A 15,406-nucleotide genomic window follows, 5' to 3' on the forward strand; every position below is an offset into this window, starting at 1 on the left:
AGGATGTCCCGCCCGATGAATGCACCACGCGTACCCGCGCCCGATCTCTCATCCATCTCCGGCCTGCGGCCGCTGCAGACCCGATCCATCTCCCCCGAGAACTTCGACGGTTCGGTAGGCGGAGGCGGCCGCGCCACGGAAGGCACGGGCGCCGCCAGCGCGCGCGATCTCGGACCCGGGTGGAAGATCTCCCCGAGCGTGGACATAAAAGCCGGTGAGACGTTGGATCTGGCCGCGATCGAGGGCGCGGGCAAGATCACGCACATCTGGATCACCACCCACACCGACAACTGGCGCACCCTCGTCCTGCGGGCGTACTGGGACGGCGCCGACGAGCCCGCCGTCGAAGTTCCATACGGTGACTTCTTCTGCAACGGATGGGGCGTGTTCGCCCAGGTGAACTCGCAGCCGATCGCGGCGAATCCGCACGGCGGCTTCAACTCGTACTGGCCCATGCCGTTCCGCGACGGAGCGCGCCTGACGCTCGAGAACACCTCCGTCGTCGATGTGCGGGTGTACTTCCAGATCACCTACGAGATCGGCGGGGACTACACCGGCGACGGGTACTTCCACGCGCAGTGGCGGCGCTCCAACCCGCTCGGCGAACTCGTCCCGCACACGATCCTCGAGGGCATCGAGGGACAGGGTCAGTACGTCGGCACGTACATCGCGTGGGGCGTCAACTCCAACGGCTGGTGGGGCGAGGGCGAGATCAAGTTCTATCTCGACGGCGACACCGACTACCCGACGATCTGCGGCACCGGCACCGAGGACTACTTCGGCGGCGCGTGGAACTTCGACATCCCCGGTCAGGGATACACCGCGTTCTCCACCCCGTACCTGGGGATGCCGCAGGTCATCCGCCCCGACGGGCTCTACGTCAGCCAGCAGCGTTTCGGCATGTACCGGTGGCACCTCCTGGACCCGATCTTCTTCTCCTCCGGAGTGCCGAAGGTCGACATCCAGGCGCTCGGATGGCGCAGCGGATGGCGCTACCTGCCGCTGCGCGATGACATCGCCTCCACGGCGATGTTCTACCTCGACCGGCCCACCGCGCGCCGGCCGAAGTCACCGACCGCCGACGACATGGAGGTCCACCTAGGGCCGGCCCCCGTGCCCGACATCGGCGCCACCCCTCCGCGCGCGCCGCAGGACTGAGGCCGTGAAGGCGCCGCGCGTCGCCGTGACGGGACTCTTCGCCGTGGCCGTCGCGCTGGCGGCCTGCTCGGCGACGCCCGAGCGGCCGTCGGCCGACACCCCCCTGCGCGGAGAGGTCGCGGATGCGGTGACGGTGGTGGGCGTCTCCGACGGAGACCTGTGGCCCAGCTGCTGGGGCGAGGACGACGCGCTCTACGCCGCGAACGGCGACGGCGGCGGATTCGGCTTCGACTTCTTCGACATCGCGGTCAATCGCATCACCGGCTCACCCGAGGACGGGGCGGGCGTGGAGGGCGAGTTCCTCGCCGGCGGCGACGCGGTCGGCCAGGTGTGGTCGGGTGCGCAGTTCACCCGCAAGCCCACCGGGATGCTGTGCACCGACGAGGCGATCTATCTCGCCGTCCAGGATCTGCGGCTCGACTTCAACCAGGCCCCGGCCGCGACGATCGCCCGCAGCGACGACCACGGCGAGACCTGGACGTGGGACACGGCGACCCCGATGTTCGGCGACGGCGTCTTCACGACGATCTGGTTCGCCGACTACGGGAAGGCCGGCCGGCACGCACCCGATCCGGGGTATGCCTACGCGTACGGCCTCGACGGCAATTGGCGCGACTCCTTCGACGACTCGGTGCCCGACCCCACCGAGCTCTTCCTGGCACGGGTCCCGCTGGCGTCGGTGCAGGACGCGGCCACATGGGAGTTCTACGCCGGCGAGCCCGGCGACTCCGCGCCGACGTGGACCCCCGACATCGCGCGCAAACGCCCTGTCCTCGTCGACGAGCGGCGGCAGCACCCGACGGACTCATCGGCGGCGGAGCCGGGACAGACGGTCGGGGCGCAGAACCTCAGCGTCCTCTCACAGGGCGGCGTGACGTTCCTGCCGGCGCTCGGGCGATACGTCTACACATCGTGGACCGAGCTCACCTTCGAGTTCTACGAAGCCCCCGCGCCGTGGGGTCCGTGGGAGCTGTTCCTCTCCGAGGACTTCGGCCCGTACCCGTGGACCGAGGAGCGCTTCGGCGGCTACGGCACGTCGATCCCCTCGAAGTTCCTGTCCGAGGACAACCGCAGCGCCTGGGTGCAGTCCAACGTGTGCCCCTGCGCTCCGGCGGGGATGTCGTCGTACTGGTTCGGCCTGCGACCCCTGCACCTCGGTCTGGACGAGTGACAGCGGCATCCGGGGTTCGACGGCGCAGACGCGTCCGCTGACGGAGCGGACCAGGCGAGGAGAGAAGGAGAGTGCGATGAGGCCTCGGAGAAGAGCGGCAGCAGGGACGGCGATCACCGGGCTGGCCATGGCGGGGGTGCTCGCCGTCGGCGGGGTCGGCCCGGCGCTGGCGACGGATGCCCCGACACCGGTGACGGTGGTGGAGAAGCTGACCGGCCCCGATGCCCCGAACAACACGTGGGGGCGATGGGACATCAAGGCGACGGACCTGGGCGTCATGTGGGATGACGGCGACGGACGCATCCTCACGGCGTTCGGTGACACCTTCGGCAACGGCTGGGTGGGGCCCGGCGGAGGGTCGGGCCCCAACGGCAACTGGCGCAGCAACGTGCTGGTGCGCTCGAGCGACCGCGACCTCTCCGACGGGATGCTCTTCGAGAGCGCCCCGCAGTCCCCCCACGGCATCGCCAAAGAGTTGATCCCGTCCAAGAAGGTCAGCGGCGACGAGATGACCACGATCCCCACGGCGGGGATCTCGGTGGGCGACCGTCAATACATGGGGTTCATGTCGGTGCGCCAGTGGGGCGAGCCGGGCTACTGGGACACCAACTACGCCGGGATCGCCTATTCCGACGACGACGGTGAGAACTGGACGGTCTCCTCGACGAAGTGGGAGAACGACGCCGAGGGGACGAATCCGTTCCAGATGCAGGCCTACGTCCGAAAGGGCGGCGACGTCTACGTCTTCGGCACCCCCAACGGACGCCAGGGCGCAGTGCACGTGGCCAAGGTCTCGCCTCGGAAGATGCTCGACAAGGGCGCCTACCGCTACTGGGACGGCCGGCGGTGGTCGAAGTCCGAGGCCGACGCGGTTCCCGTGATCGACGCCCCGGCCAGCGAGCTGTCGGTGCACTACGACGAGTTCAGCAAGCGGTTCCTGCTGATGACCCTGTCGGGCGAAGACATCGTCATGCACACCGCGAAGAAGCCCGAGGGGCCCTGGACCGGGCCGCAGGTGGTTGCGAGCTCCGCGGACTATCCGGGTCTGTACGGCGGCTACTTCCACCCGTGGAGCGCCGACGGCGTGATGTACTTCGCGATGTCGCAGTGGAGTCCGTACAACACGTATCTCATGCGCATGCAGATCGACCGGGACGGGGTCATCGTCAACCCGAACCTCGTCGCCAACCCGAGCTTCGAGCGAGGCACGACGGTGGGCGACGGCACGAACGGCACGTGGGGCTGCACGCCGAATTGCGGAATCGACACCGCTCCCCCGGAGTCGTTCTCGGGTGACCGCAACGCGTTCGTGCGCTTCAACTCCGGCTGGCGCAACATCTGGCAGGACGTCGACGTGCAACCGGGAACCGACTACCGGCTCACCGGATTCGTGCGCACGTCGATCAACAGCGACGCCGGGTTCTTCGGCGCACGCTCGCTGGACGGCCAGGTGATCGGCGAGGCCCATTTCATCTCGGTCGGCCCCTGGACGAAGTTCACCGTGGACTTCAACAGCGGCGCCCACGAGGACGTGCAGGTCTTCGCCGGGGTGTGGACGAACGGCGGGGACATCTGGCTGCAGGCCGACGACATCGCCTTGATCCGGCGGTGATGCGGGCGGCCGGTCCGCGGGCACGCTGCTCCGGGCCGGCCGCTCCCGGCCCCATCACGGACGTCCGGCTCATCGAAGCGGCGACGGCCGCGCACGGGTGACGGCGTCGCGCACCCAGGCCTCCACCCGGGCGGCGACCTCCCGCGGCTGCAGCGCATCGGTGCCGATGACTTCGGCCGCCCAGCGAGGATCACCCTTCGACCAGTCCGCCCACCGACCCCACCGCATCCCGGCGGCGCTGTCGAGGCGGATCACCTCGGCGCCGTCGGCGGGATCGAGGGTGTGCCGCAGGAACCACTCGCCGAACCGCATGTGGTGCACGATGTCCGCTTCCGCATATCCGCGCCGTCGAAGGCGCTCGGCGCGAACGGCCGCCGAGCAGTGCAGCAGACACACCTCGACTCCGTCGAGGCGATCCGCCGAGGGTGCGGCAAAGAGCTCTCCCATCGCCGCCTGACCGAACAGCACGAGGTGCACGCCGCTCGTCTGAAGCGATACCGCCCTCTGCACCCACTGCTCGACTGCGGCGTGCCGCCACGCGGTATCGGCGTCGGGCGGCACCCCCACGCTGTCGAAGTCGGCGCACTCGAGCGGCAGACCCCAGGCCGCATCGGTCAGTGCAGCAAGGGTGGTGGACTTCCCGGCCGCACTGGCGCCGGTGACGAGGAGCAGCACGGTCCTCCTCGGGTCGCCTCGCCTGCGTCGCTTTCCGCGTCGCGGTTACTTGAGGCCGGCCATCTTGATGTTGCCGATGATCTGGCGCTGGAAGATCAGGAAGAGGATGATCACCGGCGCCGCCGCGAGGGTGGATCCCGCCATGAGCAGGCCGAGCTCGGTCGCGCGCTCCGAGCGGAACGTCGCGAGGTACTGCTGCACGACGAACTGGTCGGGCGAGGTGACCGTGAGGATCGGCCACACGTAGGAGTTCCAGTAGGCCAGGAACGCCGTGATCCCCATCACCACGAACGGCGGCTTCGACAGGGGCAGGAAGACGTTGACGAAGATACGGACGCGACCGCAGCCGTCGAGCATCGCCGCCTCCTCGAGGCTCGAGGGGATGCTCAGGTAGAACTGCCGGATGAAGAAGATGGTCCCCGCGCTGGCGGCTCCTGGTATGACGAGGACGGCCAGCGTGTCGAGCATCTGCAGGTTCGTCACGACGATGAAGCTCGTCAGCAGGATCGTCATGCCGGGGATGAACATCGTCGTGATGACGATGACCCACAGCGTGCGCTTGAAGCGGAAGTCCAGGCGCGCGAAGGCGTATGCCGCGAGCGAGTTGACCGTCAGGGCGAGCACCGTGAACAGCACCGCGCCGAGGAAGGTCCACAGCATCGTGCGGGTGAAGGTCGGGTCGGCGAGGATCTGCGCGTAGTTCTCCCACAGCCACACTTCGGGGAAGAACTGGAACGGCGTCTGCACGACCTCGGTGCGCGACTTGAAGCCGGCGATGACCATCCACGCGAGCGGAAAGAGGGCCGCCAGGACGAAGACCGCCCCGATGATCGCTTTGCCGATCGCGAACAGCCACCACCGCGCGTCGCGGGTGACGTGACGCGTCGGGAGGGCAGGGGATGCGACGGCCATCAGTCGACCAGCCTCTCGGAGTTGACGAATCTGAAGACCAGCGCCGAGACCGACCCCAGCACCACGAACAGCAGCAGCGCTGCCGCGATGGAGTAGCCGACGTTGATGTCGTTGCGGAAGTGATTGAAGATGAACAGGTTCGGCAGCGTCGTGGAATCCAGCGGCCCGCCGCCGGTCATCACGAGGGGCAGCTCGAACTGCTGGATGGCCGCGACGAATCCGGTGATCAGGAGATACAGCAGCACGTTCTTCATCTGCGGGATCGTGATGTACCGCGTCTTCTGCCACCAGTCGGCGCCCTCCATCGCCGCCGCCTCGTAGTACTCGGTCGGCACGTCGACCATGGCCGCGACCATGATGAGCGAGGTCAGGCCCATCCCCAGCCAGATCGCGGGGATCGCGATGGCCAGGAGCGCCCACGCCGGGTCGCCGATCCACGCGATCGGGTCGATGCCGAACAGGGACAGCGTCGCGTTGAGCAGGCCGCCGGAGTAGTTGTAGATCAGCGCGAAGATGATCGAGGTGATGACCGCCGAGATGATCGTCGGGATGTAGATGCTCACCTTCAGCAGCCCGGCGAACCGGCGCGAGACGCTCACGACGAGGCTGGCGAAGAAGAACGCCAGGATGAGCATCGGCGGGACGGTCATCGCGACGAACGCGAAGCCGCGGCCGATCGCTGCCCAGAACAGCCGGTCGCTCAGGACGTTGGTGAAGTTGCGCCAGCCGACGAATTCGGGGTCTTTGTAGAAGCTCCAGTCCTGGAACGACAGGAACGTCGCATAGACCGCCGGCCACGCGACGAAGATCCCGAGCAGGACGACCGCCGGCAGGATGAGCAGATAGGCGATCCTGCTGTCCCGGTACTTCGTACGACTGCCGCCGTCCCGGGGTCGCCGCCCGGGCGTGATCATCGGCTCGGTCTCGGTCATCATCGTCTGCGTCGCGGTCACGCTGCACCTCCTCGTGCTCACACCGGCGACCCGGGGGCCGATGCGTTCGGCCCCCGGGTCTGGGTGAGGTCAGTCCTTCGGCGCCTTGCTGGGCAGGTCGTCGCGCTGGATGACGGTCGAGATCGCATCGCTCGCGGTCTTGATCGCGTCATCCACCGATGCGGCACCCTTCATGGCCGACTCCATCGCGGTGCCGACGGCCAGCGAGACGTCCCACGGGTAGGTGGGCTCGGGGATGGCCGTAGGTGCGATGTCGTTCACGATGACGCCCGACCACGGCGCATCCGCCGCCGCCGGGTCGGCGGCCACGGCCTCCTGCACCGCGTCACGCACGGGGACCTTCGTGAACTGCGTATTGACGAAGAACGGCACGAGGTTCTCGGCGTCGCCACCGATGGCCCACTCGAGGAAGGCGCCGGCGGCTTCGGGGTTCTTGGACTTTGCGTCCACGACCCACTTGAAGTTGCCGAGGGTCGTCGCGGTGTCACCGGTCGCGGAGTCGGCGTTCGGGAAGGCGCCGATGCCGGTCGCACCGAGGAGGTCGGGGAAGTCCGAGCCGATCTCCGACATCATCCACGAGCCGGAGACCTTGAAGGCCACCTTCTCCTCGCCGAAGTCCTGGCCCTCGACGTAGGCGGCCAGGGCCTGCTTGGGCATGTAGCCCTCGTCCCACAGCGACTTGTAGCTGTTCATCAGCTCGCGGTACCCGTCGTCGTCGATGTCGGGCGCGCTCCAGTCGGAGGTGAGCGCCGTGTGACCGGCGAAGTTGTACTGCTGGCCGACGGTCGACCACGCGAAGGTCGGCGCGTCGCTGGCCGGCGAGATGCAGTACTGGCCGTCACCGAGGGTGGGCTGGATGGCCGCGCACATATCCAGCAGCTCGCTCCACGTCGTGGGCCCGGTCTCGGGATCGAGGCCCGCCGCGGAGAGCATGTCCTTGTTCCAGAACAGCACGGTCTGCGGCTCGAGCAGCAGCGGGTAGGCGTAGTAGGTGTCGCCGACCGCGGACACCGGCTTCGCAGCGTCGATGATCTCGCCGAGCGCCTCGTCGGAGACGATCCCGTTCAGCTCGTGCAGCTGCCCGGCGTTGACGGCGTCCTGGATCGCACCGGGGTGCGTGTACACGTCAGGTGCCTTGCCGGCAGCCTGAGCGGACTTCATCTTCTGGTCCCACGCGTCCGCCGGCACCTCCGTGGCGACGACCTTGATCTCATCCTGCGAGTCATTGAACTGCTTGACGATGTCGGCGTACCACTCGTTCTCCGCGGGGGTGAACGTGCGGTGCCAGAACTGAACCGTCGCGACACCGCCGTCGCCGCTGTCGCCGCCGCCGCTGGCTCCACACCCGGCCAGCAGTGCGCCGATGCCGAGAGCACTGATCGCAATGACCGCGCCACGACGGCTGCGCGATGTCGTCCGCTTCATGACTTCCTCCTCAGGAGCCGACTCGTCGATGAGTCATTCGCTGTATCCGACCTCCGTGGTCGGTCTTGGTGCCGAGCAATCGCCGGTTCGGAGCCGGACGTCATGCGCTCGTCGGGGCCACACTAGACGAAATCGATTTCATCTGCAATCCATCAGAGCATGACGATCGATCGGGCGTCCTGTCGGCCCTGGCGGTCGCCCCGCGGCCCCTCATCGGCGCAACGGCCGCACGAAACGGGAATTCGACGACGGGAGAGAAATCGATTTCAGCATCCGCGCTCGGAGAATCGCCGCGATCACCGCCGCGTGGCGGCTCAGTCCTCGTCGTCCCGAGGGGGCTGCGGCAGCTGGTGCCGGGGACGCCAGAGCACGACGTCGGTCGCGCGCCGCACGCGCACGCCGTGGCGAAGCGGCACGACGGCGCCGGTCGCCCCGGCCGCGAACACGCGGGCACCCGGACGCGACTCGCGTTCGTTCATGAGCTGTCGTTCGAGCTCCGACACTCGACGGGACAGGGAATGCACCTGTTCCTCGAGCGCGAGGAGGCGCGCGATCGCCGGAAGGCTCATGCCCTCGCCGGACAGGCGCGCGACTTCGCGCAACTGCTGGACGTGGCGCGCCGAGTAGCGGCGCGAGCCGCCCTGAGTGCGGGCGGGGACGACCAGGCCGATGCGGTCGTACTGCCGCAGTGTCTGGGGGTGCATGTTGGACAGCTCGGCTGCCACCGCGATCGCGAATATCGGCGCATCCTCGTCGATCTCGTGCTCAGCCATTGTTCTCACCCCCGTACGAAATCAGGAGATTCGCCGAGTTCAGGACGCGCCATGCGGCATCTGTCCTGAATTGGGCGAATCTCCTGATCTCGGTCATCTCAGCCCCGCGCCTTGGACATGAGGTCGGCGCGCGGATTCTCCTTCGGTTCGAGCTCCGAGAACTTCTCCAGCGCCTCGCGGGCGGCGCCGTCAAGATGCGACGGCACGACGACCTGCACTTCGGCCAGGAGGTCTCCGGTGCCCTTGGCGGTCTGCACTCCACGACCCTTCACGCGCAGCACGCGCCCGGATGGCGTACCCGGTGCCACACGCAGCTTCACCGGGTCACCGCCCAGGGTGGGCACCTCGATGGTGGCCCCGAGGGCCGCCTCCGTGAAGGTCACGGGTACCGTCACCCGAAGGTTCAGGCCCTCTCGCGTGAAGACCGGATGCGGCCGCACCGCCACCTGCACGACGATGTCGCCCGGCTCGCCGCCGTCCGGAGAGGGGCGGCCTCGTCCGCGCAGCCGGATCTTCTGGCCGTCGGACACGCCGGCGGGGATCTTCACCTTGAACGGCTTGCCGTCCTCGCCCTGCAGCGAGATCGTCTCGCCCTTGGTGGCCGTGACGAAGTCGATCGTGGTGCGCGCGGTCACGTCCGTGCCGCGCTGCGGGCCACCGAAGCCGCGGAAGCCGCCGCTCGGCTGACCGAAGCGACCCGAGCCGAAGTTCGCGCCGCCCTGGTCGAACATCGTGAAGAAGTCGTCGAATCCCGCCTCGGTGTTCCGGGCGCGAGCGCCCCGGCCCTGCCCGAACATGCTGAAGACGTCTTCGAAGCCGCCGGCGTCGGAGCCGCCCGCCGTGAAGCGGGCACCGGAGCCCATGGCGCGGATCTGGTCGTACTCCGCGCGCTGCTCGGGATCGCTCAGCACGGCGTAAGCCTCGCTGACCTCCTTGAACATCGCCTCGGCCTTGGCGTCGCCGGGGTTGGAGTCCGGGTGGTACTTGCGGGCGAGCTTGCGGTAGGTCTTCTTCAAGTCGGCTTCGCTGACGTCCTTACCGACACCGAGCACCTTGTAGAAGTCCTTGTCGAACCAGTCCTGACTGGCCATGCGTGTTAGTCCCCTGAGCTGGTCGAAGGATCAGCCGCGACGGCGACGACGACCTTGGCCGGTCGAAGCTCCACCGAGCCCAGGCGATACCCGACCTCCACGACCTCGAGGATGGTGGGCTCGGAGGCGCCCGGGGTCGGTGCCTGGAAGATCGCCTCGTGCTGCTGCGGGTCGAACGGCTCGCCGGCCTTCCCGTAGGCCACCACGCCCAGGCGCTCGGCCACGGCGCGCACCTTGTCGCCGATCGCGGCGAACGGCGTCCCGGGCAGGAGGTCGCCGTGCTGAGCGGCACGGTCCAGGTCGTCGAGCACCGGCAGAAGCCCCTTGGCGGCCTCGCCCTGCGCGCGCTCGATCTCGCGTTCGCGCTGCTCTTCGGTGCGCCGCCGGTAGTTGGCGTACTCCGCCTGCAGGCGCTTGAGGTCGGTCACGAGGGCCGACTCGAGCTCTTCGGCACGCTCCGAGGGGGAGCGCAGGTCCTCTGCAGCGGCATCGGCCGTCTGCTCGGTTCCCAGGATGTCGTCGATGGTCAGGTCGTCCTGTGCGCCGGCCTCGCCCGACGGCGCGGGGCCGGATGCATCGGCATCCGACCCCGTCGTCTCGTCAGGAGCGGCGCCCTGGCCCCGTGCGTCTTCCGGCTCGGGAAACGTTGCGTCGTCCTTGTTCGTCATGATCCCTGCTTACTTCTTGTCGTCCTCGTCATCGACCACTTCAGCGTCGATGACGTCCTCCTCCGGGTTGGGCACGGTGCCCGCCCCGGGCTCGTTGGCGGCCGGGTCGGGGTTCGCGCCCGCGGCCTGCGAGGACTGGTAGATCGCTTCGCCGATCTGGCTCTGGCTCTGGCTGAGCTTGTCGAACGCGGTCTTCACCGCGTCGTCGTCGTCACCGGCGAGCGCCGACTTGAGCGCGTCGACGTCGGCCTGCACCGAGGTCTTCACCTCGCCGGGGAGCTTGTCGTCGTTGTCCTTGATGAGCTTCTCCACCGAGTACGCGAGGGTCTCCGCCTGGTTGCGGGTCTCTGCCGACTCGCGGCGCTTCTTGTCCTCGGCGGCGTGCTCCTCGGCCTCGCGCACCATCCGGTCGATGTCCTCCTTGGGCAGCGACGAGCCGCCCGTGATGGTCATCGACTGCTCCTTGCCGGTGCCCTTGTCCTTCGCCGAGACGTGCACGATGCCGTTGGCGTCGATGTCGAAGGTGACCTCGACCTGCGGGATGCCGCGCGGAGCCGGCGCGATGCCGGTCAGCTCGAACGTGCCCAGCGGCTTGTTGTCGCGGGTGAACTCGCGCTCGCCCTGGAAGACCTGGATCGCCACGGACGGCTGGTTGTCGTCGGCGGTGGTGAAGGTTTCGCTCCGCTTGGTGGGGATGGCGGTGTTGCGCTCGATGAGCTTGGTCATGATGCCGCCCTTGGTCTCGATGCCGAGGCTCAGGGGGGTGACATCGATGAGGAGGACGTCCTTGCGCTCGCCCTTCAGCACGCCGGCCTGGAGCGCGGCGCCGACGGCGACGACCTCATCCGGGTTGACGCCCTTGTTGGCCTCCTTGCCGGCCTCGCGCTTGACGAGCTCGGCGACGGCGGGCATACGCGTGGAGCCGCCCACGAGGACGACGTGCGCGATGTCTTCGACCTTGACGCCGGCCTCGCGGATGACGTCTTCGAAGGGCTTCTTCGTGCGGTCGAGCAGGTCCTTGGTGAGGTCCTCGAACTTGGCGCGCGTGATGGTCTCGCTCAGCGACACCGGGCCCGAATCCGTCAGGGACAGGTACGGCAGGTTGACGCTGGTCGACGTGGAGCTGGACAGCTCCTTCTTCGCCTGCTCGGCAGCCTCCTTGAGGCGCTGCAGCGCGATCTTGTCACCGGAGACGTCCACGCCCGTGGTGTCCTTGAACTGCTTGATGAGGTACTCGACCAGGCGCTGGTCCCAGTCGTCACCGCCGAGGCGGTTGTCACCAGCGGTGGAGCGCACCTGGATCGTGGAGAAGTCGTCGTCCTTGCCCACCTCGAGCAGCGAGACGTCGAACGTTCCGCCACCGAGGTCGAAGACGAGGATGAGCTCGTCCTCCTTGCCCTTGTCCAGGCCGTACGCGAGCGCGGCGGCGGTGGGCTCGTTGATGATGCGCAGGACGTTCAGACCCGCGATCTCGCCGGCTTCCTTCGTGGCCTGACGCTCGGCGTCGTTGAAGTACGCCGGGACGGTGATGACCGCGTCGGTGACGGCGTCACCCAGGTACTCCTCGGCATCCCGCTTGAGCTTCTGGAGGATGCGGGCGGAGATCTCCTGCGGCGTCCACTTCTTGCCGTCGACGTCGAAGGTCCAGGTGGTGCCCATGTGGCGCTTGACGCTCGCGACGGTGCGGTCGACGTTCGTGACGGCCTGGCGCTTGGCGGTCTCGCCGACCAGCACCTCGCCGTCCTTCGTGTAGGCCACGACGGAAGGGGTCGTGCGGAACCCTTCCGCGTTGGCGATGACCTTCGGCTCGCCGCCTTCGAGGACGCTCACGACCGAGTTGGTCGTACCGAGGTCGATTCCCACTGCACGGGGCATATTGGTCTCTCTCCTTCGTATGAGCCGCGGGAGTGCTGCGGCTCGGTTTTCACAAATCTGTGTGCGGCGTCAGGTTGAGCCGCGATGACTCAACGCTAACTCCGGGGCCTTGTTGTGTCAAGTGAACTTGATATGTCCCGGCTCAAGTTTTCGTCCGCGGGGCGTTCCACCACCGCGGCGCGGCGGGCGATTAGCCTGGGGATGCGGCATGGGAGCCGTCGCCTTCCCCCGGTCGGCAACCGGATGTTCACCGAAGGGCCCACCGTGGCAGACATGTCCTCTTCTCCTGTCACGGAATCCGTCGCCGCGCACCCCGGCGGCACACGCCGCGCCGTGGTGGCCTGGGGCCTGTGGGACTGGGGCTCCGCGGCATTCAACGCCGTCGTGACGACCTTCGTGTTCACCGTCTACCTCACCGGGGAGCGCTTCGGGCCCTCGGGCGAGGTGGAGGCGCAGCTCGGATGGGCTCTCGCGGCCGCCGGGGTGCTCGTGGCGATCCTCGCACCCGTCACCGGCCAGCGCTCCGACACCTCGGGGCGTCGGAAGCTCTGGCTGGCCGTGAACACGTACGTGGTGGTGGCGCTGACCGCCGCCATGGCGTTCGTCGCGCCCGATCCGTCCTTCCTGTGGCTCGGACTGTTCCTCGTCGCAGCGGGCAACGTCTTCTTCGAGTTCGCCGGCGTCAACTACAACGCGATGCTCTCCCAGGTGTCCACCCCCCGCTCGATCGGGCGGGTCAGCGGCTTCGGATGGGGCATGGGCTACCTCGGCGGCATCGTGCTGCTGCTGATCGTGTACCTCGGCTTCATCCAGGGACTGTTCGGCATCCCCGACGTGGACGGGTGGCCCGTGCGGCTGGCCATGCTCGCCTCAGCGGCCTGGTTCGGGATCTTCGCACTGCCGGTACTGTTCGCCGTGCCGGAGTACCGCGGGGCGGGCCTCCGACGCGAGAAGGTCGGGTTCTTCGCGTCTTACGCGCGGCTCGGCCGCGACATCGCCCGGCTGTGGCGCGAGTCGCGGCACACCGTGTGGTTCCTCCTCGCCAGCGCCGTCTTCCGCGACGGGCTGGCCGGGGTGTTCACGTTCGGCGGCGTGATCGCCGCATCCGTGTTCGGCTTCTCCCCCGGTGACGTGATCCTCTTCGCCATCGCCGCCAACGTCGTCGCCGGCATCTCCACGATCGCCGTCGGAGCCCTGGATGATCGCCTCGGCCCCAAGCCCGTCATCGTGACGGCCCTCATCGGCCTGCTCGTGTCGGGGATGCTGGTCTTCCTCCTCCACGACGGCGGGCAGATCGTGTTCTGGACCGCGGGGCTGGCGCTGTGCCTGTTCGTCGGACCGGCCCAGTCGGCCTCACGCACGTTCCTCGCCCGCATCATCCCGCCGGGGCGGGAGGGCGAGGTGTTCGGCCTCTACGCGACGACCGGGCGGGCGGTGTCGTTCCTCGCCCCGACCCTGTTCGCGGTCTTCATCTCGATCTTCGGCGCCCCCTACTTCGGCATCCTGGGCATCATGGTCGTGCTGGCCGCGGGCCTCCTGCTCCTCCTCCCCGTGCGCGCCCGCCAGGACGTCCTCACCTGACCCGGGCGGTGCCGGCTACGGCGGCGGGCGGTGCCGCGACGGCGCTGGTCAGCGGGTGGGCCAGGCGTCGGCGAGCTTGGCGAGCAGCCGCGCGAGCTCTGACCGCTCCTGGTCGCTGAAGCCCTCGAGGGCCGCGCGGACGGCGTCGCGCCGCTCCCCGCGCACGCTGCGCACGAGCGCCTCGCCGGCATCCGTGAGCGCCACGCGCGCACGGCGGGCGTCGGCGGGATCGGGCTCGCGGCGGGCGAGTCCGAGGTCGACGGCCTGCTGGATGAGGCGTGACGCTCGCGGCTGATCGACGCCGATCGCCTCCGCCGCCTCGCTCACGCTCAGGGGGTGGGATGCGGCGGCCACGGCATCCAGCAGCCGCATGCGCGCGGGCGCCCCCATCCGCCCGGGTCCGCCCGCCCACGGTGGGCCGCCGCGCCCGCCCGCCCACGGCGGCGCGCCGCGTCCGCCCGGATGGATCCCTCCGTGCGGCTGGTGTCGGAGATGCGGCTCACGGCCCGGCTCGCCCTGCGGCCATGGTCCGCGTCCGGCCCGGAGGCGGGCGAGAGCGGCGGCGATGTCGTCAGCCGGATCAACGGAAGTCACAAGGACAATTTACATGCCACTTGACATGTGTCGGAATCGCATGTCAGAGTACATGCACTTGCTTGTCACATGACATGCGTTACGCGGCCTCACGGCCACCCTCGAAAGGACACCCCCATGGACACCCCTGACACCTCCCCCGACTCGCCGGCCGACCGCCCGCTCGGGTTCTGGCTGCGCACCGTCGATCACCTGCTCGACGGCGCCTTCGCCGACGCCCTCGCCGACGATGACCTCTCCCGGCGCGACTGGATGCTGCTGAATGCCGTGGACGGCCGCCGCACCGCCCCGTGGCTCGCGCAGCGGCTCGCCCGCCGGGGCGGCCGTGTGCGCCGGCTCGCCGACCGCGGCTGGATCGAGGAGACCGACGACGGCTGGGCTCTCACCGACTCCGGACGTGCCGCCCGCGAGCGGCTGGGCGCCGTCGTCGACGGCATCCGCGAACGCGTCTCCGCCGCCGTGCCCCCCGAGGACTTCGCCACCACGATGGCATCGCTCGAGGCCATCGCCCGCGAGCTGGGATGGGACGAGACCCGGCCCGTCCCGCCCGCGGACCGCGGGTTCGGCCGGCGCGGCGGTTTCGGACCCGGCGGCCACCTCGGTCGCGGCTTCGGCCCCGGCGAGCGATCCGGTCGCGGCTTCGGCCCCGGCGAGCGATCCGGTCGCGGCTTCGGCCCCGGCGGGTGGCCCGGCCACGGCTTCGGCCCCGGCGGCCACTTCGGCCGTCACGGATTCGGCCCTCATCGCCACGACGGTCGGATGGACCACCCCTGCGCCGAGCACCGCTTCGCGGGCGACCATGACGCCGACACCGCGTTCGAGCGGGGCTTCGCGGCCGGTTTCGCGCAGGGCGGCCGCGCAGCCGCATCCCACCCGGTCGCATGAGCGGCACCGCTGCCGCGTGCCCCACGGACGCGG

14 protein-coding genes are annotated in these 15,406 nt (G+C 69.0%); 5 read left to right on the forward strand and 9 right to left on the reverse strand.

The annotated features are described in order from the left end of the window. Positions 1–15 precede the first annotated feature (15 nt). From F6J85_RS17000 to F6J85_RS17010, 3 genes are all read left to right on the forward strand, one after another. The gene (locus tag F6J85_RS17000) at positions 16–1,158 is read left to right on the forward strand and encodes a glycoside hydrolase family 172 protein (protein WP_150926899.1); all 1,143 of its coding nucleotides are present in this window, start codon (positions 16–18) and stop codon (positions 1,156–1,158) included. Between the two features lie 4 nt (positions 1,159–1,162). Next, entirely contained in the window at positions 1,163–2,329 is a 1,167-nt protein-coding gene (locus F6J85_RS17005) for a DUF4185 domain-containing protein (RefSeq protein ID WP_150926901.1), read from the forward strand. A gap of 76 nt (positions 2,330–2,405) precedes the next feature. Beyond that, complete coding sequence (locus tag F6J85_RS17010) at positions 2,406–3,941, forward strand: DUF4185 domain-containing protein (protein ID WP_150926903.1); 1,536 nt, start codon at positions 2,406–2,408, stop codon at positions 3,939–3,941. 69 nt (positions 3,942–4,010) lie between these two features. On the opposite strand, the gene F6J85_RS17015 is transcribed toward F6J85_RS17010, so the two are convergent. From F6J85_RS17015 to dnaK, 8 genes are all read right to left on the reverse strand, one after another. Further along, on the reverse strand, positions 4,011–4,616 hold the full coding sequence (locus tag F6J85_RS17015; RefSeq protein WP_150926905.1) for a DEAD/DEAH box helicase family protein: 606 nt from the start codon (positions 4,614–4,616) through the stop codon (positions 4,011–4,013). A gap of 45 nt (positions 4,617–4,661) precedes the next feature. Beyond that, positions 4,662–5,528 (reverse strand): carbohydrate ABC transporter permease, encoded by an 867-nt coding sequence (locus tag F6J85_RS17020; RefSeq protein ID WP_150926907.1) that lies wholly within the window; start codon positions 5,526–5,528, stop codon positions 4,662–4,664. Continuing rightward, positions 5,528–6,481 (reverse strand): carbohydrate ABC transporter permease, encoded by a 954-nt coding sequence (locus F6J85_RS17025; protein ID WP_238707000.1) that lies wholly within the window; start codon positions 6,479–6,481, stop codon positions 5,528–5,530. The genes F6J85_RS17020 and F6J85_RS17025 overlap by 1 nt, the downstream gene beginning before the upstream one ends. A gap of 69 nt (positions 6,482–6,550) precedes the next feature. Then, positions 6,551–7,906 carry an ABC transporter substrate-binding protein gene (locus F6J85_RS17030; RefSeq protein ID WP_150926908.1) on the reverse strand — a complete coding sequence of 452 codons (1,356 nt, stop codon included), beginning with the start codon at positions 7,904–7,906 and terminating at the stop codon, positions 6,551–6,553. A 314-nt stretch (positions 7,907–8,220) separates the two neighbouring features. Continuing rightward, a complete protein-coding gene (locus F6J85_RS17035) occupies positions 8,221–8,679 on the reverse strand; it encodes a heat shock protein transcriptional repressor HspR (RefSeq protein WP_150926910.1) in 459 nt (152 codons plus the stop codon). A 98-nt stretch (positions 8,680–8,777) separates the two neighbouring features. Next, positions 8,778–9,770, reverse strand: a complete 993-nt coding sequence (locus F6J85_RS17040) for a DnaJ C-terminal domain-containing protein (protein WP_150922097.1) — start codon at positions 9,768–9,770, stop codon at positions 8,778–8,780. 5 nt (positions 9,771–9,775) lie between these two features. Next, on the reverse strand, positions 9,776–10,438 hold the full coding sequence (locus F6J85_RS17045; RefSeq protein ID WP_150922096.1) for a nucleotide exchange factor GrpE: 663 nt from the start codon (positions 10,436–10,438) through the stop codon (positions 9,776–9,778). 9 nt (positions 10,439–10,447) lie between these two features. Then, a complete protein-coding gene (gene dnaK / locus F6J85_RS17050) occupies positions 10,448–12,313 on the reverse strand; it encodes a molecular chaperone DnaK (protein ID WP_150922095.1) in 1,866 nt (621 codons plus the stop codon). 273 nt (positions 12,314–12,586) lie between these two features. On the opposite strand from dnaK, the gene F6J85_RS17055 reads away from it, so the two are divergent. Next, a complete protein-coding gene (locus F6J85_RS17055) occupies positions 12,587–13,894 on the forward strand; it encodes an MFS transporter (protein WP_191906676.1) in 1,308 nt (435 codons plus the stop codon). A 48-nt stretch (positions 13,895–13,942) separates the two neighbouring features. Here the strand turns inward: F6J85_RS17055 and F6J85_RS17060 are convergent, their stop codons facing one another. Continuing rightward, the gene (locus F6J85_RS17060) at positions 13,943–14,284 is read right to left on the reverse strand and encodes a MarR family winged helix-turn-helix transcriptional regulator (protein ID WP_238707001.1); all 342 of its coding nucleotides are present in this window, start codon (positions 14,282–14,284) and stop codon (positions 13,943–13,945) included. 321 nt (positions 14,285–14,605) lie between these two features. Between F6J85_RS17060 and F6J85_RS17065 the strand changes: the two genes are divergently transcribed. Further along, the gene (locus tag F6J85_RS17065; protein ID WP_150926914.1) at positions 14,606–15,373 is read left to right on the forward strand and encodes a hypothetical protein; all 768 of its coding nucleotides are present in this window, start codon (positions 14,606–14,608) and stop codon (positions 15,371–15,373) included. Positions 15,374–15,406: the final 33 nt, after the last annotated feature.

The sequence above is a fragment of the Microbacterium lushaniae genome (assembly GCF_008727775.1).
GTDB lineage: Bacteria > Actinomycetota > Actinomycetes > Actinomycetales > Microbacteriaceae > Microbacterium > Microbacterium lushaniae.